Genomic DNA, 21,325 nt, shown 5'->3' with positions numbered 1-21,325 from the left:
GTATTCGGGATGTGCGTATCCCGCCCACGCCGCCACGAGTACCGGCCGCAGATCGGTCCGGACCGAGCAGCAAGGAGAGCCACTGATGACCGTCACGCCACAGCCCACGGCGGCACCCGGAGGCCGTCCGGCACCGGGTTCGGACGACGTTCGGGAGATCGACACCGGAACCCCGCCGTCACGATTCGCACGCGGCTGGCACTGCCTGGGCCTCGTCGAGGAGTTCGACGACGGTGCGCCCCACTCGATCACGGTGTTCGGTACCAAACTCGCGGTCTGGATCACCCACGACGGCACCGACGGCGGCCCGACGGTCAACGCGATCGACGCCTACTGCCGCCACATGGGGGGCGACCTGAGCCAGGGAACGCTGCGCGACGGCAATGTGGCCTGCCCGTTCCACGGATGGCTGTGGAAGGGCAACGGCAGGTGCGCGGGCGTGCCGTACGCCAAACGCAATCCGAAACTGGCCAAGACGCGCACCTGGCCGGCGATGATCCGCAACGGACAGGTCTTCGTCTACAACGATCCCGAGGGGAATCCTCCCCCCGAGGACTGCGTGATCCCCGAGCTGGCCGAATTCGGGACCGACGAATGGACCGGCTGGACGTGGAATCGGATGGTGATCGAGGGTTCCAACTGTCGCGAAATCATCGACAACGTCGTCGACATGGCGCACTTCTTCTACGTGCATTACGCGCTCCCCGACTACTTCAAGAACGTGTTCGAGGGCGAGACCGCGGCGCAGTACATGAACTCCCACGGGCGCCCCGACATCGAGTTCGGCTCCAACTACGCCAATTCGCGGCTCGAGTCGATGGCTGCCTATTACGGTCCGTCCTACATGCTCAACCCGATCGTGCAGTACTACGGCGAGTTCACCATCGAGACCGTGCTGACGAACTGCCACTATCCGATCGACGCGAATTCGTTCGTGTTGATGTACGGGGTGATGGCGAAGGTCCCTGAGGGACTCACCGCCGAGCAGGCGCAGAAGATGGCGAAGAAGATCTCGGCGGGAATCGAGGTGGGATTCCTGCAGGACGTGGAGATCTGGAAGAACAAGACGCGCATCGACAATCCCCTCCTCGTCGAGGAGGACGGCCCGGTGTATCAGCTGCGCCGCTGGTACGAGCAGTTCTACGTCGACAAGTCCGACGTCACCGACGAGATGACACAGCGGTTCGAGTACGAGATCGACACCACCAAGGCCGTGGAGAACTGGAACATCGAGGTCCAGGAGAACCTGCGCCGGCGCAAAGAACAGGACGAGGCGGCCGCCCAGACCGCCGACTCGGGAGTGTGAGCACATGACGCGGGCCACCAACCGGGCATCGCCGTCCCACCTTCACGACCCCGGCTGGGCCAAGGCCCCCGACTTCCACGACGATCCGCAGCGAGCGGCCCGGGTCCACGCGGCCACCGCCCGCGACCGCGACCACTACCTGCGCGGCGGCATGACCGAGATCGAGTGCCGCTCCTGCCACGCGTGTGTGCTGGTCAAGAAGACCGGACCGCATCACACCAGCGTGCAGTGGAACACCGCGGCGCAGAACCGGTGTGACGCGCTCGAGACGCTACGCCGCAGCGGCGGCAATCCGGCGATGATGCCGACCTGCCCGCGATTGTCGGCGAGCATCGATCACGGTGTCGCCGAGGGCATCATTCCAATCGAGTCGCCCGAGGTCGATCCGGACGGCTACTGGTGAGGTCGGGCGAATCCGCCGCTCCCATGACGGTCGTTGCCGCAGCTGCGATCCCGGCGATCGTCGCGAGCACCCCGAACACCAGCGTGGCGATCACCCCCCACCCGGTGTGAAACGACGTCACGTCACCCTCGACCGCGTCGATCACGTTGGGCGCGAATAGCTTTCCGAACGGATCGGAGATCACCCGGACGGCGAGAACGATCACGGCCACCCCCGACGCCGCGCCCACGACGCCCAGCAGCGACGCCACTTTCCGATGGCCGCGGACCGGGCGCCACCACCCGAGCAGTCCGGCGAGCATCGCCACCACACCGAGTGCGAGCGTGGCCAGACCGGGTCGCCGCGTGTACTGGCCGAAGAAGGCCCGCACGTCGTCGCTCGCCGCCGCGTCGGCGCTCACCCCGCCAAGGCCCGTGACGTGTAATCGCACCCCCTCGTCCGAGTATCCCCAGGTCACCTGGCTGCAGACGACGATCGCCAGCCCGGCGACCGCGATCGCCGGCCACAGGTAGGGGCGAATCGCATCGAGCAGTCCGTCGGACCTGGACTCTTCTGGGACGCTGGTGCTCACCGTCCCAGCGTGCCACGGGCCGACGCCGGCGCGGGTGCGGTGAGCAACCGGCCGTCGACGATCCCGGCGACTGTGCGGACCGCGACCATCACCCAGGCCAGGAGAAGGCAGGTGAAGCCCGCGGCCGCAGCCGCGGCGAACGCCGGCCCGCCCGTGGTGGCGGCCAGGGCCGCCGAGCCGGTGACGAAGGTTCCCAGCGGAAAGGTGAACGACCACCACGTCAGCCCGAACGGTAGGCCGCGGCGCACCGATCGCACGGTGATGGTGGTGGCGACGACGATCCAGATCACCGCGGCACCCCACACCGTGAGGGCGTAAACGTGGGCGAGGCCGACGATGGTCGCGGTCGATGACGGTCCGGTCACCTCGGTGGCGAGATGGGCGAGCAGACACGCAGCGGTGGCCGACTGTCCGAGCGGCCCGAGCACGATCCACCACGTGGGTGCCAGACCGGCGGGGCCCGTTCCCGTCGTCACCAGCGCCCGCAGCACCACGACCAGGATGGGTGCGGCGAGGACCAGCGAGAGCACGAAGGCCGCCGACCCGATCAGCAGCATCGCGCGGCGCGCGTCGGCCGAGTCCAGCGCCCCGGCGAGAACCGCGGCCGCCGAGGCCGACACCATCGGCGCCACCACCGACATCAGCCACCCGCCGAACGGCTCCCCGCGCCGGTCGGCGTGACCGAGCAGGTGACGGGCCGGAATCATCACCGCGGTACCCACCGCGCCGATGGTGCCGGCCGTGAAGCACACCAGGTCGACGGCGAGCGCGATGCGCGGCCCCACCACGTGGGTGCCCGCGACCAGGGTCGAGGTGCCGACGGTCAGCGTCGCCATCGGCACGGCGCCGTAGAAGTGCGCCACCACCGGATGGCGCAGGTGGGCTCGCGCGGCGTCGGGATGGCGGCGCCAGTGCATCACCGTCGCGGAGATCACCGCGGCGTACACGGCGCACGCGAGCAGCCAGAACAGGATCGACACCGCCTCCAGCAGGCGGCTGTGTCCGAGCGCGTGTGCCGCGATCGCGACGATCCCGGTACCCATGACCGCCGCGAACCAGTTGGGCGGAATGTGGGCGAAATGGTCGCGGCTCCACCGTTCGGGTCGCGGTATGCCACTCGGGGCGAGTGGTTCGCGCAGCGTCGTAGGTCCACGGTCGGTCATACGTCAACGGTCGCCGAACAGCGCTACGGCAGGTAGAGGCCCATTCTCTGTAGGGGTCACAACCAGAGGTTGTAACCTGGCGTGGTGTTGAGCCCGCGCATGCCCGACCTGCCGTCATTGGAGACGTTGCTCGCCGTGGTCACCACCGGCAGCCTCAACGCCGCCGCGCGCGAACTGGGCATCACACAGCAGGCCGTGTCGGCGCGGATGCGCGCGCTGGAGGCGACGCTCGGGATCTCGTTGCTCACCCGATCGCCCACCGGCACCACGCCCACTGAAGCCGGAATCCTGGTGTCGGAGTGGGCCGATCGACTCCTGGGCCTGGCATCGGAGTTCGACGCCGGACTCGCCGCGCTGCGCGGGGAACGACGCGACGAGTTGCGCCTGGCCGCAAGCCTGACGGTGGCCGAACACCTCCTGCCGCAATGGTTGGTGTCGTTCGGACGCAGCCTCGAACAGGCACCCACGGTGTCGTTCACCGCGACGAACTCCGAACATGCCTGCGAGCTGGTCCGGGCCGGCGACGTCGAACTCGGATTCGTGGAGGGCCCCGAGGTCGTTCCCGGCGTGCACAGCCGCGTCGTCGCCGACGACACCCTGGTGCTCGTCGTCCCGCCGGAGCATCCCTGGGCCCGTCGACGCAGCGCGGTCGACGCGGACGAACTGGCGCGCACATCGCTGGTGACCCGCGAATCCGGTTCCGGAACACGCCTGTTCCTCGACCGCGTGCTGAGCGGTGCCGTCGGCGCGGACGTCCCCCGAGCGCAACCGGTGCTCGAACTGTCGACGACCGCGGCGGTGCGCTCGGCCGTGATCGCCGGCGCCGGACCCGCGGTGCTGTCGGATCTGTCGGTGCGCGACGATCTCGGCCGCCGGCTCGTCGAGGTGCCCGTCTCCGGTATCGACCTGCGTCGTGCACTGCGCGCGGTGTGGATCGGCGGACGCGAGCCCCGCGCGGGCGCGGCCCGCGACTTCCTCACCCACGTCGCGACATTGGCCGGTCGCGCATCAGACCGATGAGTTTCGGCGAGAATCGAGGTCTCACCCGTGTCAGCATCCGGCACGGCCGAGCCCAGGCTCCGAAAGGACTTCACATGACCGAGTACTCCGCCCCGCTGGGCGCGCCCATCTGGTTCGACCTGATGAGCAGCGACCCCGACAAGGCACAGGATTTCTATGGCGAATTGTTCGGCTGGGAGGCCGAGGCACCCAACCCGGACTTCGGCGGCTATCGCAACTTCCGGCTGAACGGCAACCGCGTCGCGGGAATGGGTCCGGTGATGTCGCCGGAGGGCGCCTCCGACGTGTGGACGATCTATCTGCGCACCGACGATCCCGACGCCACCGTCAAGGCGGTCGAGGCGGCGGGCGGATCGATCATGGTGCCGCCGATGGACGTCGGAGAGGAGGGCACGATGATGGTCGCCTTCGACAGCGCGGGGGCCGTCGTCGGGTTCTGGAAGTCGGACAAGCACAAGGGATTCGCCGAATGGGGCGTGCACGGGGCTCCGTATTGGTTCGAGTGTTCGAGCCAGGACTTCCCGGCGTCGGTGGCCTTCTACACCGAGGTGGTCGGTGCCCGCGCCGACATGGTTTTCGACAACAGTTCGGTCGAGGTGGTCGAGCCGGGCAATCCGCTGCGTTACTCGCAACTGTTCTTCGGCGACACCGCGTACGGCGGCATCATGGATGCCACCAACCTGTTCCCGGCCGAAATGCCGTCGTTCTGGCAGGTCTACATCTGTGTCGACGACGTCGCGGCTTCCACAGTGACGGCGGAGAGACTCGGCGGTTCGGTGATGATGCCGCCCACCGACACTCCGTACGGAACGCTGGCAACGATCGTCGATCCGTTTGGCGCGGCGATCAGCCTGGGCCATCCGCCGGCCGGGATGTAGCCGCCGGCCCGTTCCGACGTCAACGCGGCGCGAGTCGGTAGACGCGGCGCGAGTTGGTAGACGCGGCGCGAGTCGGTAGACGCGGCGCGAGTTGGTAGACGCGGGTGCTGTACCAACCGCGTGTACCGATTCGTCCCGCGTTCACATTGTCGGGAGCCCACGAGGCGCCGCATGCGTCCAATGACGCATGACTTCGCTTCCGATCGACGCGCACGGACTCATCTACCGCGACACCTGCATCGCCGAGGGCTTCACCGACGAGGATCTGCGCCGGAGCTGTCGGCGTGGCGACATCGTGCGTGTGGTGCGGGGCGCCTTCGCGCCCGTCACCGACCGCAGCCCTGAAGAACTTCACCGTCTCGCCGTCATCGCCACGGCTCGACTCGGTCGGCTCAGTTCGGTGGTCAGCCACCAGTCGGCGGTTGTCATGCACCGGGTCCCCATGCTCAAGCCGGGTTTGCGCCGAATCCACGCCACCACGGGATCGGCCGCGGGTGGAACCCGGAGCGCCACCCGGCACGATCATGTCGGGGTGATCCCACCGGATCACATCGTCGAGATCGATGGAATCCTGATCACGTCGCTCGAGTACACCGCGGTCGACGTCGCCTGTACCGCAACGATGGGATTCGCCGGGGCACTGGCGGCTTTCGACGCCGCGCTGCGCCTCGGAGCGTGCCGCGCCACGATGGAGCGGTTGCTGCGCGCCACCCGACGCGGGGTCACGGTCGCGCGCCGCGCACTGCATCATGCCGACGGAAAGGCCGAGAGCCCCGGCGAATCCTGGAGTCGCGCCCAGCTGATCGAGGCCGGTCTCCCGCTTCCACGACTTCAACACGAGTTCCGTGATATCGACGGTGGGCTCGTGGCCCGTACCGACTTCGACTGGGCCGGACGGCTCGTCGGCGAATTCGACGGGGCGGTGAAGTATCAGAAGCACCTCCGCCCCGGCGAGGACGTGACCGCGGCGGTATTGCGTGAGAAGCGGCGCGAGGACGCGCTGCGCGGCATGGGAATCATGGTGGTGCGGTGGATCTGGGCCGACCTCGAACACAGCACCATGGTGCGAAAGGTCCATGAGTGGCTCGTGCATCTCAAGCTGGTGGTGGTGTGACGAGTCGGCGACACACATGAACGCGGGACGAATCGGTAGACGCGGTGGCTGTACCGACCGCGTTTACCGATTCGTCCCGCGTTTACCGATTCGACCCGCGTGTGGCGCTTCGCTCGCGCCCGCGCGTTCAGACTCCGGCGTTGGCGTCGGCCTTCTTCTTCAGTTCCAGCGCGATGTCGATGAGCTGATCTTCCTGGCCGCCGACCAGTTTTCGGTTGCCGGCCTCGATGAGGATGTCGGCCGCCGACACCCCGTAGCGCTCGGCGTGCCCCTCGGCATGCTTGAGGAACGAGCTGTAGCAGCCCGCGTAGCCCATCATCATCGCCGACCGGTCGACGAGGCATTCGCTGGGCATCACCGGGCGGACGACGTCTTGGGCGGCGTCGGCGATCTTCATGAAGTCGATGCCGGTGCGGATGCCGAGTTTGTCGCACACACCCACGAACGCCTCGGTGGGTGTGTTGCCCGCCCCGGCGCCGAAGCGGCGGATGGAGCCGTCGATCTGCTGCGCTCCGGCACGCACCGCGTTGATCGAATTCGCGACGGCGATGTCGAGGTTCTCGTGCCCGTGGAAGCCCACCTGGGCGTCGTCGCCGAGTTCGGCGACGAGTGCGGCCACCCTGTCGGTGACCTGCTCGAGCACCAGCGCACCCGCCGAGTCGACGACGTACACACACTGGCAGCCCGCGTCGGCCATGATCCGCGCCTGCTGTGCCAGCACCTCCGGCGGCTGGCTGTGGCTCATCATCAGGAATCCGACGGTCTCCAGACCCAGGTCGCGGGCGAGTCCGAAGTGCTGGATGGACACGTCGGCCTCGGTGCAGTGCGTGGCGATCCGGCAGATCTGACCGCCGTTGTCCTGGGCGGCGCGGATGTCGTCCTTGGTGCCGAGCCCCGGCAGCATGAGGAACGCGATCTTGGCGCGTGTCGCGGTTTCCGCGGCGGCCTTGATCAGTTGCTGTTCAGGGGTTTTGGAGAACCCGTAGTTGAACGACGACCCGCCGAGACCGTCGCCGTGGGTCACCTCGATCACCGGCACACCCGCGGTGTCGAGCGCTCCGACGATGGCACGCACGTCGTCGGTGGTGAACTGGTGGCGCTTGTGATGGCTGCCGTCGCGCAGGGACGAGTCGGTGATCCGGATGTCAAGGGTGTCGGAGTAGGGCCGCGCGTGGGCCATCAGACCCTCATGAGTGATGGTCATACCGAGACTCCCAGTTTCTGTTTCGCGATCTCTTCGCCGACCTTGGTGGCGGCGGCGGTCATGATGTCGAGGTTGCCGGCGTAGGGCGGCAGGAAATCGCCCGCACCTTCCACCTCGACGAAGATGGATACCCGCGCGTGGCCGCCGTTGATCACACTCGGCGGATCGAACTGCGGATCCTGCAACAATCGGTAGCCGGGCACGTAGGACTGGATCTCCTTCTCCCGCTTGTGGATCGACTCGGCGATCGCATCGGTGTCGGCGTCGGCGGGGATCGCGCAGAAGATGGTGTCGCGCATGATCATCGGCGGGTCGGCGGGGTTGAGGACGATGATCGCCTTGCCCCGGTCGGCGCCGCCGATGGTCTCGACTCCCTTCGACGTGGTGCGGGTGAACTCGTCGATGTTGGCGCGGGTTCCCGGGCCTGCCGAGACCGACGCCACCGAGGCCACGATCTCCGCATACGGCACGGGGACAATCGAACTGACCGCGTGCACCATCGGAATGGTGGCCTGGCCGCCGCAGGTGATCATGTTGGTGTTGGGTGCGTCGAGGTGCTCGCGCAGGTTGGCCGGCGGCACCACCGCAGGACCGACGGCGGCGGGGGTCAGATCGACGGCGACGATTCCGGCCGCTTCGTAGCGAGGCGCATACTCACGGTGCACGTAGGCCGAGGTGGCCTCGAAGATGAGGTCGGGGCGTTCGGAACTGCCGAGCAGTTCGTCGGCACCGCCGCTCATGGTGATCAGGCCGTGGTCGGCAGCCCGTTTCATCCCTTCGGAGTCGGCGTCGATCCCCACCATCCAGCGGGGTTCGATCGTCTCGGATCGCTCGAGCTTGTACATCAGGTCGGTGCCGATGTTGCCCGATCCGATGATGGCTGCGGTCAGTTTGGCCACGTCGTGGTCTCCTCTACTCACGTGAAATCCAGTGTCACCGAACCGATTCCGGTGAATTCGGCGACGAAGTGGTCGCCGGGTGCGATGTCGATGGCACGCGTCGCGGTGCCGGGCAGGATGAGGTCGCCCTTGCGCAGACGTACACCGAAGCCCTCCACCTTCCGTGCCAGCCAGCTCACCGCGTTGAGTGGATGTCCCAGCACCGCGGACGAATTGCCCTTGGCCGCCACCTCACCGTTGCGGTGCAGCGTGGCCTCCACATCCCCGGTGTCGATGTCGGCGATCGGCACTCGCTGTTCCCCCAGGATCCATCCGCACGACGACGCGTTGTCGGCGATGGTGTCGCAGAGGCTGATCTTCCAGTCCCGGATGCGTGAGTCGATGAGTTCGATCGACGGCACCACCCATTCGACGGCGTCGATCACGTCCTCGTTGGTGCAGCCCGCCCCGGGTAGATCGGCCCCCAGGATGAACCCGACCTCCACCTCCACCCGCGGGAAACAGAGGGTGGAGGTGTCGATGGGCGTGCGCTCGAGATACTTCATCTCGTCGAGCAGGTGCCCGTAGTCCGGTTCGTCGACACCCATCATCTTCTGCATCGCCTCCGAGGCGAGGCCCACCTTGTGGCCGGCCACCTGCGCACCGGCGTCGAGTCGCTTGCGGATGTTGATGAGCTGGATCTCGTAGGCGTCCACCACGTCGAGGTCGGGATGAGCGACGGTCGGGGGGTCGATGGCGGTAGCCGTCCGTTCCGCGTCCCACAGGTCGGCGGCGATCTGCTCGCGTAATGCCTGGTCGACGGCCATTTCGTGTGCTCCTCAGTCAGGTGAACGTGTTCTATTTTAGAACATGTTCTACCTGCGCGGTACCTCACGTCCGCAGGACATTCGCGGGAGCCGGGTCGGGTCAGTCGCGGCGACGGCGACCGAAGCCGCGGAAGCGCAGCCCGTAGCGGAGCAGTCCGCGCACCGGGACCGGCCGCGGCCAATCGTCGGAGCGGAAGTACGCATCCGTTCCGCCGTCGACGAAGACCACGCTGCCGCACAGGAAGTCGGCGGCGTCCGACAGCATGAACACCACCCAGTCGGCGAGTTGTCCGGCATTGCCGAATCCACCGATCGGGACCGGAAAACTGTTGACGGCCTTGCCCGAGGGTGCCGACAGCTGATGCTCGAGCAGCGGGGTCATGATGGCGCCGGGGGCCAGCGCGTTGAGCCGGATACCCTCACCGGCCCACTCGGGGCTGACGGCCGCGCGCCGCACCCAGCGGCTGACGGCGATCTTCGACCCCGCATACGCCATCGGCGGCGCACCCTTCGATCCGAAGATGCGGATCGACGTGAGCACCTTGTCGATGTCGCGGTCGAGGTAGGCCTTGACGGTCCGCCGCGGCACCACCGGCACGGTGGTGGTCGAGTTGCTCGAGAACACCACCACCTTCGCCTCGTCGGCCTCGGCCAGCGTCGGACGCCACCCTTCGAGCAGTTCGACCACTCCCAGGTAGTTCACCTCCGCGAGCAGCCGCATCCGCTCCTTGCCCGGATCGGGTCCCAGCCCGGCCGCGAGCACCGCGCCGTCGAGTACCCCGCCGCTCTTCTCGAGCACCGCCGTCACCGCGGTCCGCCGGCCCTGCGCCGTCGACAGATCGGCGACGACCTCGGCCTCCTTGACGTCAACTCCGATCACCGTATGACCCTGGGCGCGAAGCTTTCTCACCACCTCCGAACCCATCCCGGACGCCGAGCCGGTCACCGCGTACACACCCATCCGAATCTCCTTCAACCGCTTGGAACTCGGCGGGACCGGGTAACGCACCGCGCCGAGACCGTTGACACACTAGAACAAAGATGATGCGCTCCATCCATGTCCGCGCCGCCGAGCCGCATCTCACGCACCCCGACGCCGCCCCCCGATCCGCTCGCACCCGCCACCCTCGGCCCGGTCACGCTGCGCAACCGCATCATCAAGTCGGCCACCTTCGAACACATGTCGCCGGGCGCACTGGTCAGCGACGATCTCATCGAGTTCCACCGTCGCGTCGCCGCCGGCGGGGCCGGCATGACCACCGTGGCGTACTGCGCGGTGGCCCCGGAGGGCCGTACCGAGGCCAACCAGCTCTGGATGCGCGACGAGGCCGTGCCCGGTTTACGGCGGCTCACCGACGCGGTACATGCGCACGGAGCGGCCGCATCGGCCCAGATCGGGCACGCCGGCCCGGTGGCCAACGGCAAGTCGAACGGGGTGCGGGCGCTGTCGTCGTCGCGCCGCCTCAACCCGATGGGCCCACAGATCGTCCATGCCGCCACCCTCGCCGACATCGAGCGCATCCGACAAGCGCACGGAACCGCCACCCGCCTGGCCATCGACGCCGGATTCGACGCCGTCGAGATTCACTTCGGGCACAACTATTTCGCCAGTTCGTTTCTCAGCCCGAAGCTCAATCATCGCGAGGACCGCTACGGCGGCAGCCTCGCCAACCGTGCGCGACTCGTCCGGGAAACCGCCGGCGAGGTGCGTCGCGCGGCGGGCGACCGGATCGCCGTGCTGGCGAAGTTGAACATGGATGATGGCGTGCCGGGCGGATTCTGGCTCGACGAGGCCATCGAGGTGGCGCGCTGGCTGGAGGACGACGGCAATCTCGACGCGATCGAGCTGACCGTGGGCAGTTCGCTGCTCAACCCGATGTACCTGTTCCGGGGCGACGCACCGGTGCACGAGTTCGGCGCGATCATGCCACCGGTGATGCGCGCGGGCATCACGATGGTCGGCAAGCACTTCATCCGGGAGTATCCCTACCGGGATCTGTTCCTGCTCGACGAGGCACGCCAGATCCGGGACGCCGTGCAGATGCCGCTCGTGCTGCTCGGTGGGGTGACCGACAAGGACGGGATGGACCGCGCGATGGCCGAGGGTTTCGAGTTCGTCGCCATGGCCCGAGCGCTGTTGCGCGAACCCGATCTGATCAACCGCATCGCGGCCGAGAACTCCACCCGTTCGTTGTGCATTCATTGCAACAAGTGCATGCCCACGATCTTCCGGGGTACGCGGTGCGTGCTGGCCTCACCCACCCACCGATGAGCCCCGTCGACCCGCGGATACGATGACGCGTGACCGTAAGCGATGGCGTATCCACCGGCGGGGGGCCGGCTCCCGCGATTGACGGCCGCGCCGCGTGGCGTGGGGCCGACGACCCCGACAACTCCGGCGCACTCGCCGGACTCCGCGTACTGGACCTGAGCCGGGTTCTGGCCGGCCCGCTGGCCGCGCAGATGCTCGCCGACCAGGGCGCCGAGGTCCTCAAGGTGGAGGCACCGAGCGGCGACGAAACACGCGGTTGGGGACCGCCGTTCGTGTCCGCCGACAGCAGCGCCTACTACACCGGCATGAACCACAGCAAGGACAACATCTGCCTCGACCTGCGCAGCGACGAAGGAAAGGCGGTGCTCGGCGAATTGCTCGACGTCGCCGATGTGGTGATCGAGAATTTCAAGGCGGGCACCCTGGCCCGCTGGGGATTCGACTACGACACCGTCCTCGCCGAACGCAATCCGGGCCTGGTCTACACCCGCATTACCGGCTACGGCGTCGACGGGCCGATGGGCGGCGCCCCCGGCTACGACGCGGTACTGCAGAGCTTTGGCGGCCTGATGAGCATCAACGGCTATCCCGACCGCAACCCGCTTCGGGTGGGCGTGCCCATCGTCGACCTCGTGGCCGCCAACATGGCGTTCTCCGGCACCCTGCTCGCACTGTTCGAGCGCACCCGCAGCGGCCGCGGCCAGATCGTCGACGTCGCGCTGCTCGACGCGGTGATCTCCATCCTGCATCCCCATTCGGCGAACTGGACCGCCAACGGCACGGTGCCGGTGCGCACCGGCGACGTCCATCCCACGCTCGTCCCCTATCAGGTGTTTCACGCCGCCGACGGCGACGTGTTCATCAGCGCGGGCAACGACCGCCAATTCGCCGCTCTCGTCGGAGTTCTCGGACTCGATGATCTGGCGGGCGACGCACGATTCGCGACCAACGGCGCACGCCACGCACATCAGGACGAACTCATCTTGATTCTCGGCGAGGCGGTGTCGTCGTGGCCACGCGCCGATCTGGCCGCGCGCCTCGACGCGGCGGGCGTCGCGTCGAGTCCGGTCAACGACGTCGCCGCGGCACTGAACGAACCGCAGGTCCGGCATCGTGACCTGTTCATCGACACCGAGGAGTACCGGGGTATCGGGGTCCCGCTGTCACTCGGTCGCTCCGCCGCCCGGCCCCCACGGCCCGCCGTGCCGCGTGGCGCCGACACCGACGACGTGCTCGCCGCGATGGGTTACCTCCCCGATCAGATCAGCGCGTTGCGCGAGCGCGGAATCCTCGGCTGAGCAGTACCGGCCGAGGTCGCCGACCGCGCGCTGTGGACGCCCGGGACACGCGGGCACTGGCGCAGCAATTCTGTAACGTGTTCTAATTTTTGATGAGAACACGTTTCAGTTGCGGTGGAAGGAACTCATCGATGGCCGACGCAGCCGCGGGAATGCGCCCCCGATCGGACAGCAGTGCCCCGGACGGCAGTGACCAGACGTACGACGTCATCGTGGTGGGCGCCGGCGCCGCCGGGATGAGCGCGGCGATCACCGCCGCCGCGAACGGACTGCGGGCGGTGATCATCGAGAAGTCGGCGTATTGGGGCGGATCGACATCGCGGTCCGGCGGCGGCGTGTGGATCCCCAACAATTCGGTCCTGCGCCGCGACGGCGTGCACGACACACCGGAAGCGGCCCGGGAGTACGTCCGGGCGATCATCGGCGACCACGCCCGCCCCGACCGGATCGACGCGTACATCGACCGCGGCCCCGAAGCGCTCGACTTCCTGATGGACCACGCCCCTCTCGACCTGGAATGGGTGAAGAACTACTCCGACTATTACCCGGAGGCACCCGGCGGCAGACTCGGTGGGCGCAGCATCGAGCCGCGACCCTTCGACGCGCGCGCACTGGGTGCCGACCTCGACACGCTGCATCCCCAGTACACCAAGGCGCCGCTCAACATGGTTGTGCTGCAATCGGATTACCGATGGCTCAACACGGGACTGCGGCACTGGCGCGGCCCGCTGCGCATGGCCAAGGTGGGCGGCCGGTTCTTCTGGGCGCGCACACGGGGCAAGAAGCTCATCGCGATGGGAGCGGCGCTCACCGCCGAACTGCTCCTCGGCGTGCGCCGTGCCGGGGTACCACTGCGGCTGAACACGGCACTCGTCGACCTCGTCACCGAGAACGACCGCGTGGTGGGTGTGATCGCCGAATCCGACGGCACGCGGGTGCCGATCCGGGCCCGGCACGGGGTGATCCTGGCCTGCGGGGGTTTCGAGCACAACGCCGAGATGCGGCGCAAATACCAGCGCGAACCGATCGGCTCGGAGTGGACCACCGGCGCACCGTCGAACACCGGCGACGGCATCAACGCCGGACTCAAGATCGGTGCCGCGGTCTCGCTGATGGACGACGCGTGGTGGGGTCCGACCATCCCCCTGCCGCGGGGCCCGTGGTTCGCGCTCTCCGAACGGGCGGTGCCCGGCACATTCATGGTCAACGAACGCGGTGAGCGCTTCATGAACGAGTCGCTGCCCTACGTCGAGGCGGTGCATCAGATGTACGGCGGCGAATTCGGCCAGGGCGAGGGGCCCGGCCGCAATGTGCCGTCCTGGCTGGTGTTCGACCAGACCTGCCGCAACCGGTACCTGTTCGCCGGCATCAACGCGCGGCAACCGTTGCCCCGCAAATGGTACGAGTCCGGGGTGGTGGTCAAGGCCGACACCCTCTCCGCGCTGGCCGAGAAGATGGGGGTGCCCGCCGACGCGCTCACAGCCACCACACAACGGTTCAACGGATTCGCCAGGAAAGGCGTCGACGAAGACTTCGGCCGAGGCCGCAGCGGCTACGACCACTACTACGGCGACATCACGCACAAGCCGAATCCGAGCCTCGGCGAGGTCGCCAAGGCCCCGTATTACGCGGTGCGGATGGTGCCCGGCGACCTGGGTACCAAGGGCGGTATCGACACCGACGCCGCCGGACGTGCGCTGCGCGCCGACGGTTCGGTGATCGACGGCCTCTACGCCGCGGGCAACACCAGCGCGCCGGTGATGGGCCACACCTACGCCGGGCCGGGCGCCACCATCGGACCCGCACTCGTCTTCGGCTATCTCGCCGCCCTCGACGCCGCGGAACATGCCCGTGGCGAGGTCCCGTCCCCCACCACATCCCCCACCGAATCCCCGTCCCCCACCGAATCAGGAGTGTGACCGGTGCCCATCGATCCGTCCGTCGCCGTCGGCGCCGAACTCCCCGAGGTGACCTTCTCGTGGTCCGCCTCGGACGTCGCGCTCTATCACCTCGCGGTCGGCGCGGCCGCCGATCCGATGGACCCCGAGGGTCTGCGCTATGTCGACGACGCCGACCCCAAGGTGCTGCCGACCTTCGCGACGGTCGCGGCGGGTTTCCACGCCACCGAGGCACCGACCGTGTCGTTCCCCGGGATCGACATCGACCTCGCGAAGGTGGTGCACGGCAGCCAGCAGGTGATCGTGCACCGGCCGTTGCCCCCGGCGGGTAAGGCCACCACGCGCAAGCGCATCGTCGAGGTGCAGGACAAGGGATCCGCGGCGGTGATCATCCAGGAAGGGGTAACCGTCGACGACACCGGCACACCGCTGTGGACCGAGCGGTCCTCCATCTTCGCCAAGGGCGAGGGCGGATTCGGCGGCGAACGCGGGGCGTCGAGCCGGATCGCCTACCCCGACCGCGAGCCCGACCACCTGCTCACGGTGCCGACGCTGCCCAACCAGGCGTTGCTGTACCGGTTGTGCGGCGACCGCAACCCGTTGCACTCCGACCCCGACTTCGCGAGGCGGGCCGGGTTCCCGAGACCCATCCTGCACGGACTGTGTACCTACGGGCTGGTGTGCCGCGCCATCGTCGACTCCGTCCTCGACGGCGACGTGACCCGCCTGGGTGACTACGCCGCAACCTTCGCCGGCGTCGTGTTTCCCGGCGAGACCCTCGACGTGCAGATCTGGGACGAGCAGGGTGGCCCGATGGTGACCGCCACGGTCGCCGAGCGCGACGGCGCACCCGCGCTCGGCAATGTGATCTGCGCCATCACGGACTGAACCCGGCCGGGATAGGGTCATCTCCGGAAATCCGTGCCCACCGCGCGATGCCGCGGACGACGAAAGAGATGCGATGACCGACTCGCTGCAGTCCCTGCTCGACACCGACCGCGCCGCCACGGTGGCCGACCTGACCGGCGTCATCGATACCGAGGTGTCCAAGCAGAAGGGACTCGGCGGTGCCGCGGTCAAGGCGGCCTACGGCGCGGTGCAGAAGGTCAAGCCCGACATCGTCGCCCGCGCGACCGATCAGATGCTCCCCGACTTCCTGACTGCACTGGCACCCTTCTGGGATTCCAAGCCTGCCGGGGTGGCCTTCGGCGATCACCTGGCCGCGAACTCCGATGCCGCGACCGAGGCGCTGCTGCAGGTGACCGATGATCAGGTGGGCGGTGCCAGGCCAACCCTGGCCAAGGCGTACAAATCGCTCCGGGGCAAGGCCAAAGGCTATGTCGCCGAAGCACTTCCGGGAGTCGGTGCCGCCATTGAGAAGCATGCCGGCTGACCGGCATGCAACCTGAGACGCGCTAGGCGGCAGAGGTGAGGATGAGCAGCAAGCCGACGATGACCAGCACCAGGGCTGCCAGCATCGACAGGATTCGCCACACGTGGACCCGGACCGGGGCCTCGGTGGTTCGTGAAGATGCGACCTGGGGTGAGGCCATGATCTCTCACTTTCGGTTGTCCGGATCGGTGCCGTCCAGGTGGCGGCGACACCTCGCCGGGTTTGTTACTACAGTGATAAATGTGTCACATGGTGCGTCGCGTGGCGTGATTCCCGCGCCGCGTGTCGCACAAACGACCCACTTGGGCCGTCGCCACGCCGTCGAGGCCGGAACACCGTGTTCGGTATGAACCGCACCGGCCTGCGGGCGGCATGGCTGATCTTCATCGCCTGCGCGGCCGTCAGCATGGTGGTGGCCGCGATGGCGGCCCTCAACACAGCCCTCGCCGACATCGCCGTCGACATCGGCGCCGACGCGGGAAAGATGACGTGGATCGCCGACGGATACACACTCGCACTGGCCGCCCTGCTGCTGCCGGCGGGTGCGATCGGCGACCGGTACGGGCGTCGCGAAATCCTGGTGATCGGCCTCATCGTCTTCGCCGTGGCGTCGCTGCTGGCCATCTGGAGCGCCAACCCCACGCAGCTGATCGGCACCCGCGTGCTCGCCGGGGCGGGCGCCGCGCTGATCATGCCCACCACCCTGTCGCTGATCACCTCCGGGGTGCCGTCGGACAAGCGCAGTCTCGGTGTCAGCATCTGGGCCGCGGTGGCCGGCGCCGGGGCGATCGCCGGATTCTTCGTCACCGGTGTGCTGCTCCTGTTTTTCTCGTGGCATTCGATCTTCATCACCTTCGCGGCCTCGGCAGCACTGGTCGCCGCGCTCTGCGTCACCATCGGGTCGTCGCGCGACGACGAACCCAAGCGTTTCGACGTGCTCGGGTCGGCGCTGTCGATCCTCGGCGTCACCGGAGTGATCTTCGGCCTGCTGGAGGCACCGCACCGCGGCTGGGCCGATCCGCTGGTGCTGGTGGGCCTCGTCGGCGGTGTGGTGTTGCTGGTGGCGTTCTGCCTGGTGGAACTCAGGAGCCCGCACCAGCTTCTCGACGTCCGACTGTTCACCAACCGCGCCTTCGGATCAGGCGCATTGTCGGTGATGCTGCAGTTCTTCGCCTCCTTCGGAGCCTTCTACCTCCTTCTGCAGCGGCTGCAGCTGGTGTTCGGATACTCGCCGCTGCGTTCGGCTTTCGCGCTGATGCCGATGGTGATCGGCGTCAGCGTGTTCGCGCTCGTCGGCAACTGGCTGGCGGTGCGCTTCCACTCGCTGCGCTTCGTGCTGTCCGGCGGCATCCTGATCGCGGGTACGGGACTGCTGGCGCTCGGCCTGGTGGACTACGACGAGTACTGGATGATGGCGTGGATGCTCGCGCTCGTCGCCGTGGGTATCGGACTGGCCACCGCACCGTCGACCACCGCGATCATGAGCAACACCCCACTGGAGAACCAGGGTGTGGGGTCGGCGGTGAACGACACCGCCCGCGAGTTCGGCGCCGCCATCGGCATCGCCTTGGCCGGCTCGCTGCTCGCGGCCGGGTACACCACACGCGTCAGCGCCACCGCCGACCTCGCGCGCACACAACTCACCGCCGCCGGGCAGCAGCGCATCGCCGCGGGCGATACCGCAGGCGGGCAGGCGCTCATCACGCAGGCGGGCGACGCCGCCACCAGCATCTCCAAATCGCTGGCCGAGGCGACGGCGGTCGCCGACCGGCTGCCCGCGCAGGCAGGCGACCTAGCCGGAGCCATCCTCGACGGGGCGCGCACCGCCTTCATCACCCCGATGAATCAGGCGTGCGTCATCCTCGGTGCCGTGCTCATCGCCGGATCCCTCGTACTCGTCTGGCTCGCCCCGCGCCGGGTGGTCGCACTCGAGGCCGACTCCGAACCGGTGGCCGGCGAGAACAAATTCGGTTGGGACGCCAACGCGGACACCTGACGGCGTACGCTCGGCACGGTGATCGGGGTCCACACACCGCTGGGCACCATCGTGTCGGTCGCGATCCTGCTCGTGGTGATCGTGACCACCCTGTCGACGGGCCGCGTGATGACTGCGCTGGTGGCCGTGGCCGCCGCGATCGGGGTGCTGGTTGTCGGGCTGACCACCGTGGCGGCGGCCCGCACCGAGATGACCGGCATCGGCCCCACCATCGTCTTCCTGGCGGCCATGTTGGTGATCGCCGACATCTGTTCGGAGGCAGGTGTTTTCGACTGGGTGGGCGGAGTGATCTCGGGCGCGTGCCGCGGCTCACCGATTCGGTTGCTGCAGATCGTGTTCGTGGTGGCCGCGCTCACCACGGCCGTGCTGAGCCTGGACACCACCACCGTGTTGCTCACTCCGGTGGCGGTTCTGGCCGCGCGCCGGGTGGGCGTGGCGGTGGCCCCGATCGGTATGGCCAACAGCCATCTCGCCAACAGCGCGTCGACGTTGCTGCCGATCTCCAACCTCACCAACCTGCTGGCCTTCGGTGCCACGGGCCTGAGCTTCGCGCGCTTCACCGGCCTGATGGCCGCCCCCTTCATGGCGGCCGTCGTGGTGGAGTACTTGGTGTTTCGTTGGTTCTTCGCCGAGCAACTGAGTCGACGCGCCGCCGTGGCCTCTGCGCCCGACACCGGTGCGGGGATCGCGGCACCGAGCCGCTCCACCCGTGCCGCTCTGGCCGCGCTCGTGGTGTTGCTGGTGGCGTTCGTCGTGGCCGAACCGCTCGGCATACCGCTGTATCTCGTGGCGACGATCGGTGCGGTGGTGATGGTGATTCCGTCGCTGCGCAGGGCACCGGGTGCGGCGGTGCAGCGGACGATCTCGGCGCTCAACGTGCCGTTTCTCGTCTTCGTCGCGGCGCTGGGTGTCATCATCCTGCCGGTCCGCGAGGGGTCGGTGGGCGACCTGGTCGCCCACCTGCTACCCACGGGCACCGGTCTACTCGCACTGCTCGGCGCGGCGGCCCTGGCCGCGGTGCTGGCCAATCTGCTCAACAATCTGCCCGCCACGCTGCTGCTGGTCCCGCTGGTCGCCCACCAGCCCGCTCTCGTGCTGGCCGTGCTGATCGGCGTGAACATCGGCCCGAATCTCACGTATTTCGGCTCGCTGGCGAATCTGTTGTGGCGCGACGTGTTACGCCGACAATCCATACCCCCGCGATCGCGCACCCACCTGGCGCTGGGCGTGGTGTCGGTGCCGCCGACGCTGGTAGCGGCGGTGCTCGCGCTGTGGGTCGGGCTCTGGATGTGAGAGCATCCAGAAAGGTCACCGCAGCGAAGGTCGGGTGGTACCGGTGCAGTCCGCTCCTCTGAGCGGTGATCTTTATGGCACCATCCCGCTACACCACTGCGGTCGCCCCCACCGCCGCGGCGTTCTTGGCCCACTTGTAGTCGGCCTTACCGGCGGGCGTGCGTTTGACCTCGTCGACGAACACCACCGCACGGGGAACCTTGTAGCCGGCCAACGATTCCCGGCAATGGTCCTGCAGTTCCTCCAGGGACGGTTCGGCGAATCCGTCGGCCACCGTGACCACGGCGGCCACCCGTTGCCCGTAGCGCGGGTCGGGCACTGGCACCACCAGCGCGTCGGCCACCGCGGGATGTGCATGCAGGGTGGCCTCGACCTCCTCGGCGTACACCTTCTCGCCGCCGGTGTTGATGCACTGGGAGCCGCGGCCGAGGAACACGATGGTGCCGTCGGCCTCCACGGTGCCCATGTCCCCGAGAATCGACACGCGTCGCCCGTCGGGCAAGGTCGGGAACGTCTTGGCGGACTTCTCCTCGTCCTTGTAGTAGCCCAGCGGGACGTTGCCGATGCGCGCGATGTAGCCGACATCGCCGGACCCCGGTTCGATCGGCGTCAGGCGTTCGTCGACGACCATCATCTTCTCGGTCGGCGGAACCCGCAGGTTGCCGTTGTCGTCCATCAAGATCTCGCCGTCGTTGCCCGATTCGGAGGCGCCGAAGTTGTCGCGCAGCACCAGATCCGGTTTGACCGCCGCCATCCGTTCGCGCACGTGCTGCGACCAGATGGCACCACCGGAGGTGATCGAGAACAGCGAGGACAGATCCACCTCCCCGGCGCGCCGCTCGAGCTCTTCCACCAGCGGCATCCCCATCGCATCTCCCACGATCAGGACGATCTGGATCTTCTCCTCCTCGATGCCGGTGACGATCGCCGAGGGGTCGAAGTCGCGCATCAACACCAGCCGACCGCCGAGGGTGAGGAAGGTGAACAGCGAGTACGACGCGGCGCCGTGCATCAGGGGCGCCGCGATGTTGAACGCGATGGACGGGAAATCCTTGACCGCGGCACCGAGTTCGGCGAGATCACGGCGGGCCTCGCCGTAGGGATTGCCGCCGGAGATGGGTTTGCGGAAGAAGTCGTCGTGTCGCCAGATGACGCCTTTCGGGTATCCCGTGGTTCCCCCGGTGTAGAGCAGATAGTGTTCGTCGCCGGTGCGCGGTTCGAAATCCCGCTCCGCCGAAGCGGTTTCGTAGTCAGCGAAGGTCACGACGTTCACCGTCCGGTCACCGGGCAGTCCGGCTGCCGCGGTCACGAGGTCGTCGACAACGTCGCCGATCACGAAAACGGTACGCACCAGCGGGAGTTCGCCGAGTAGCTGCGCCAGGCTGCGCTGGTGTTCGGGCAGTTCGACGACCACGGCGCACGAATCGGAGTTGTCGAAGATGTAGTGCAGCTCGGTGGTGGTGTAGCGGTAGTTGATGTTCACCGGGACCGCTCGGATCTTCAGCAGGCCGAGCAGGCTGGTGACATGTTCGACGCTGTTCTTGAGGAACAGCGACACGTGGTCGTCGGCGCCGATGCCGTTGGCGGCGAACATGTGTGCCACCTGCGTGGCGAGCCGGTCAAGCTCGGCGTAGCTGATCTGGCGTCCCTGGTAACTCACCGCGATCCGGTCCGGCACGGAATCGGCGACGGTTTCGAAAACATCTGCCAGGTTGAACTTCATCGTTCCGGCCTCCTCGTCGGTGGAATGACAGTGACTGTGTGGTTCGGTGGTCGGGGTGGTTCGGTGGTCGGGGTGGTTCGGTGGTCGG

The 21,325-nt window shown here is 67.8% G+C and carries 20 protein-coding genes; 12 read left to right on the top strand and 8 right to left on the bottom strand.

Translation table 11 applies throughout. From position 1 onward, the window contains the following. Positions 1 to 85: 85 nt before the first annotated feature. Both ACWDSI_RS14720 and ACWDSI_RS14715 read left to right on the top strand, forming a co-directional pair. The gene (locus tag ACWDSI_RS14720; protein WP_449745821.1) at positions 86 to 1,306 is read left to right on the top strand and encodes a Rieske 2Fe-2S domain-containing protein; all 1,221 of its coding nucleotides are present in this window, start codon (positions 86 to 88) and stop codon (positions 1,304 to 1,306) included. Between the two features lie 4 nt (positions 1,307 to 1,310). After that, a complete protein-coding gene (locus ACWDSI_RS14715; protein WP_449756975.1) occupies positions 1,311 to 1,709 on the top strand; it encodes a hypothetical protein in 399 nt (132 codons plus the stop codon). Here ACWDSI_RS14715 and ACWDSI_RS14710 read toward each other — a convergent pair. Continuing rightward, entirely contained in the window at positions 1,663 to 2,280 is a 618-nt protein-coding gene (locus tag ACWDSI_RS14710; RefSeq protein WP_449756974.1) for a hypothetical protein, read from the bottom strand. The genes ACWDSI_RS14715 and ACWDSI_RS14710 overlap by 47 nt on opposite strands. Further along, on the bottom strand, positions 2,277 to 3,443 hold the full coding sequence (locus tag ACWDSI_RS14705) for a TDT family transporter (protein WP_449756973.1): 1,167 nt from the start codon (positions 3,441 to 3,443) through the stop codon (positions 2,277 to 2,279). The genes ACWDSI_RS14710 and ACWDSI_RS14705 overlap by 4 nt, the downstream gene beginning before the upstream one ends. A gap of 99 nt (positions 3,444 to 3,542) precedes the next feature. Between ACWDSI_RS14705 and ACWDSI_RS14700 the strand changes: the two genes are divergently transcribed. The 3 genes from ACWDSI_RS14700 to ACWDSI_RS14690 all read left to right on the top strand — a co-directional run bounded on the left by ACWDSI_RS14700 (position 3,543) and on the right by ACWDSI_RS14690 (position 6,455). Beyond that, complete coding sequence (locus ACWDSI_RS14700; protein WP_449757001.1) at positions 3,543 to 4,463, top strand: LysR family transcriptional regulator; 921 nt, start codon at positions 3,543 to 3,545, stop codon at positions 4,461 to 4,463. A 74-nt stretch (positions 4,464 to 4,537) separates the two neighbouring features. Next, positions 4,538 to 5,341 (top strand): VOC family protein, encoded by an 804-nt coding sequence (locus tag ACWDSI_RS14695; RefSeq protein WP_449745825.1) that lies wholly within the window; start codon positions 4,538 to 4,540, stop codon positions 5,339 to 5,341. Positions 5,342 to 5,528: 187 nt separating this feature from the next. Beyond that, positions 5,529 to 6,455, top strand: a complete 927-nt coding sequence (locus ACWDSI_RS14690; RefSeq protein ID WP_449756972.1) for a hypothetical protein — start codon at positions 5,529 to 5,531, stop codon at positions 6,453 to 6,455. A gap of 127 nt (positions 6,456 to 6,582) precedes the next feature. On the opposite strand, the gene dmpG is transcribed toward ACWDSI_RS14690, so the two are convergent. From dmpG to ACWDSI_RS14670, 4 genes are all read right to left on the bottom strand, one after another. Next, positions 6,583 to 7,659, bottom strand: coding sequence for a 4-hydroxy-2-oxovalerate aldolase (gene dmpG, locus ACWDSI_RS14685; RefSeq protein WP_449745828.1), 1,077 nt, complete (start codon positions 7,657 to 7,659; stop codon positions 6,583 to 6,585). Further along, a complete protein-coding gene (locus tag ACWDSI_RS14680; protein ID WP_449756971.1) occupies positions 7,656 to 8,558 on the bottom strand; it encodes an acetaldehyde dehydrogenase (acetylating) in 903 nt (300 codons plus the stop codon). Before ACWDSI_RS14680 ends, dmpG begins: the two co-directional genes overlap by 4 nt. A 17-nt stretch (positions 8,559 to 8,575) precedes the next feature. Next, positions 8,576 to 9,364, bottom strand: a complete 789-nt coding sequence (locus ACWDSI_RS14675; RefSeq protein WP_449756970.1) for a 2-keto-4-pentenoate hydratase — start codon at positions 9,362 to 9,364, stop codon at positions 8,576 to 8,578. A 100-nt stretch (positions 9,365 to 9,464) separates the two neighbouring features. Further along, on the bottom strand, positions 9,465 to 10,325 hold the full coding sequence (locus tag ACWDSI_RS14670; protein ID WP_449756969.1) for an SDR family oxidoreductase: 861 nt from the start codon (positions 10,323 to 10,325) through the stop codon (positions 9,465 to 9,467). 96 nt (positions 10,326 to 10,421) lie between these two features. On the opposite strand from ACWDSI_RS14670, the gene ACWDSI_RS14665 reads away from it, so the two are divergent. From ACWDSI_RS14665 to ACWDSI_RS14645, 5 genes are all read left to right on the top strand, one after another. Further along, a complete protein-coding gene (locus ACWDSI_RS14665; RefSeq protein ID WP_449756968.1) occupies positions 10,422 to 11,636 on the top strand; it encodes an NADH:flavin oxidoreductase in 1,215 nt (404 codons plus the stop codon). 29 nt (positions 11,637 to 11,665) lie between these two features. Next, complete coding sequence (locus ACWDSI_RS14660) at positions 11,666 to 12,934, top strand: CaiB/BaiF CoA transferase family protein (protein ID WP_449756967.1); 1,269 nt, start codon at positions 11,666 to 11,668, stop codon at positions 12,932 to 12,934. 152 nt (positions 12,935 to 13,086) lie between these two features. After that, positions 13,087 to 14,853 (top strand): 3-oxosteroid 1-dehydrogenase, encoded by a 1,767-nt coding sequence (gene kstD, locus ACWDSI_RS14655; RefSeq protein ID WP_449757000.1) that lies wholly within the window; start codon positions 13,087 to 13,089, stop codon positions 14,851 to 14,853. Positions 14,854 to 14,856: 3 nt separating this feature from the next. Continuing rightward, complete coding sequence (locus tag ACWDSI_RS14650; RefSeq protein WP_449756966.1) at positions 14,857 to 15,720, top strand: MaoC/PaaZ C-terminal domain-containing protein; 864 nt, start codon at positions 14,857 to 14,859, stop codon at positions 15,718 to 15,720. A 73-nt stretch (positions 15,721 to 15,793) separates the two neighbouring features. Continuing rightward, entirely contained in the window at positions 15,794 to 16,225 is a 432-nt protein-coding gene (locus ACWDSI_RS14645) for a DUF6918 family protein (RefSeq protein WP_449745836.1), read from the top strand. Between the two features lie 22 nt (positions 16,226 to 16,247). Here the strand turns inward: ACWDSI_RS14645 and ACWDSI_RS14640 are convergent, their stop codons facing one another. Continuing rightward, a complete protein-coding gene (locus tag ACWDSI_RS14640; protein WP_449756965.1) occupies positions 16,248 to 16,385 on the bottom strand; it encodes a hypothetical protein in 138 nt (45 codons plus the stop codon). A 186-nt stretch (positions 16,386 to 16,571) separates the two neighbouring features. Between ACWDSI_RS14640 and ACWDSI_RS14635 the strand changes: the two genes are divergently transcribed. Both ACWDSI_RS14635 and ACWDSI_RS14630 read left to right on the top strand, forming a co-directional pair. Next, positions 16,572 to 18,221 carry an MFS transporter gene (locus ACWDSI_RS14635; protein ID WP_449756964.1) on the top strand — a complete coding sequence of 550 codons (1,650 nt, stop codon included), beginning with the start codon at positions 16,572 to 16,574 and terminating at the stop codon, positions 18,219 to 18,221. A gap of 18 nt (positions 18,222 to 18,239) precedes the next feature. Next, positions 18,240 to 19,514: an SLC13 family permease gene (locus tag ACWDSI_RS14630; RefSeq protein WP_449756963.1), complete on the top strand. Its 1,275-nt coding sequence runs from the start codon at positions 18,240 to 18,242 to the stop codon at positions 19,512 to 19,514. A gap of 88 nt (positions 19,515 to 19,602) precedes the next feature. Here ACWDSI_RS14630 and ACWDSI_RS14625 read toward each other — a convergent pair whose 3' ends face one another. Continuing rightward, complete coding sequence (locus tag ACWDSI_RS14625) at positions 19,603 to 21,237, bottom strand: AMP-binding protein (RefSeq protein WP_449756962.1); 1,635 nt, start codon at positions 21,235 to 21,237, stop codon at positions 19,603 to 19,605. Positions 21,238 to 21,325: the final 88 nt, after the last annotated feature.

The organism is Gordonia sp. NPDC003429, assembly GCF_053588575.1.
This window is presented reverse-complemented; position numbering and strand designations above follow the sequence as displayed.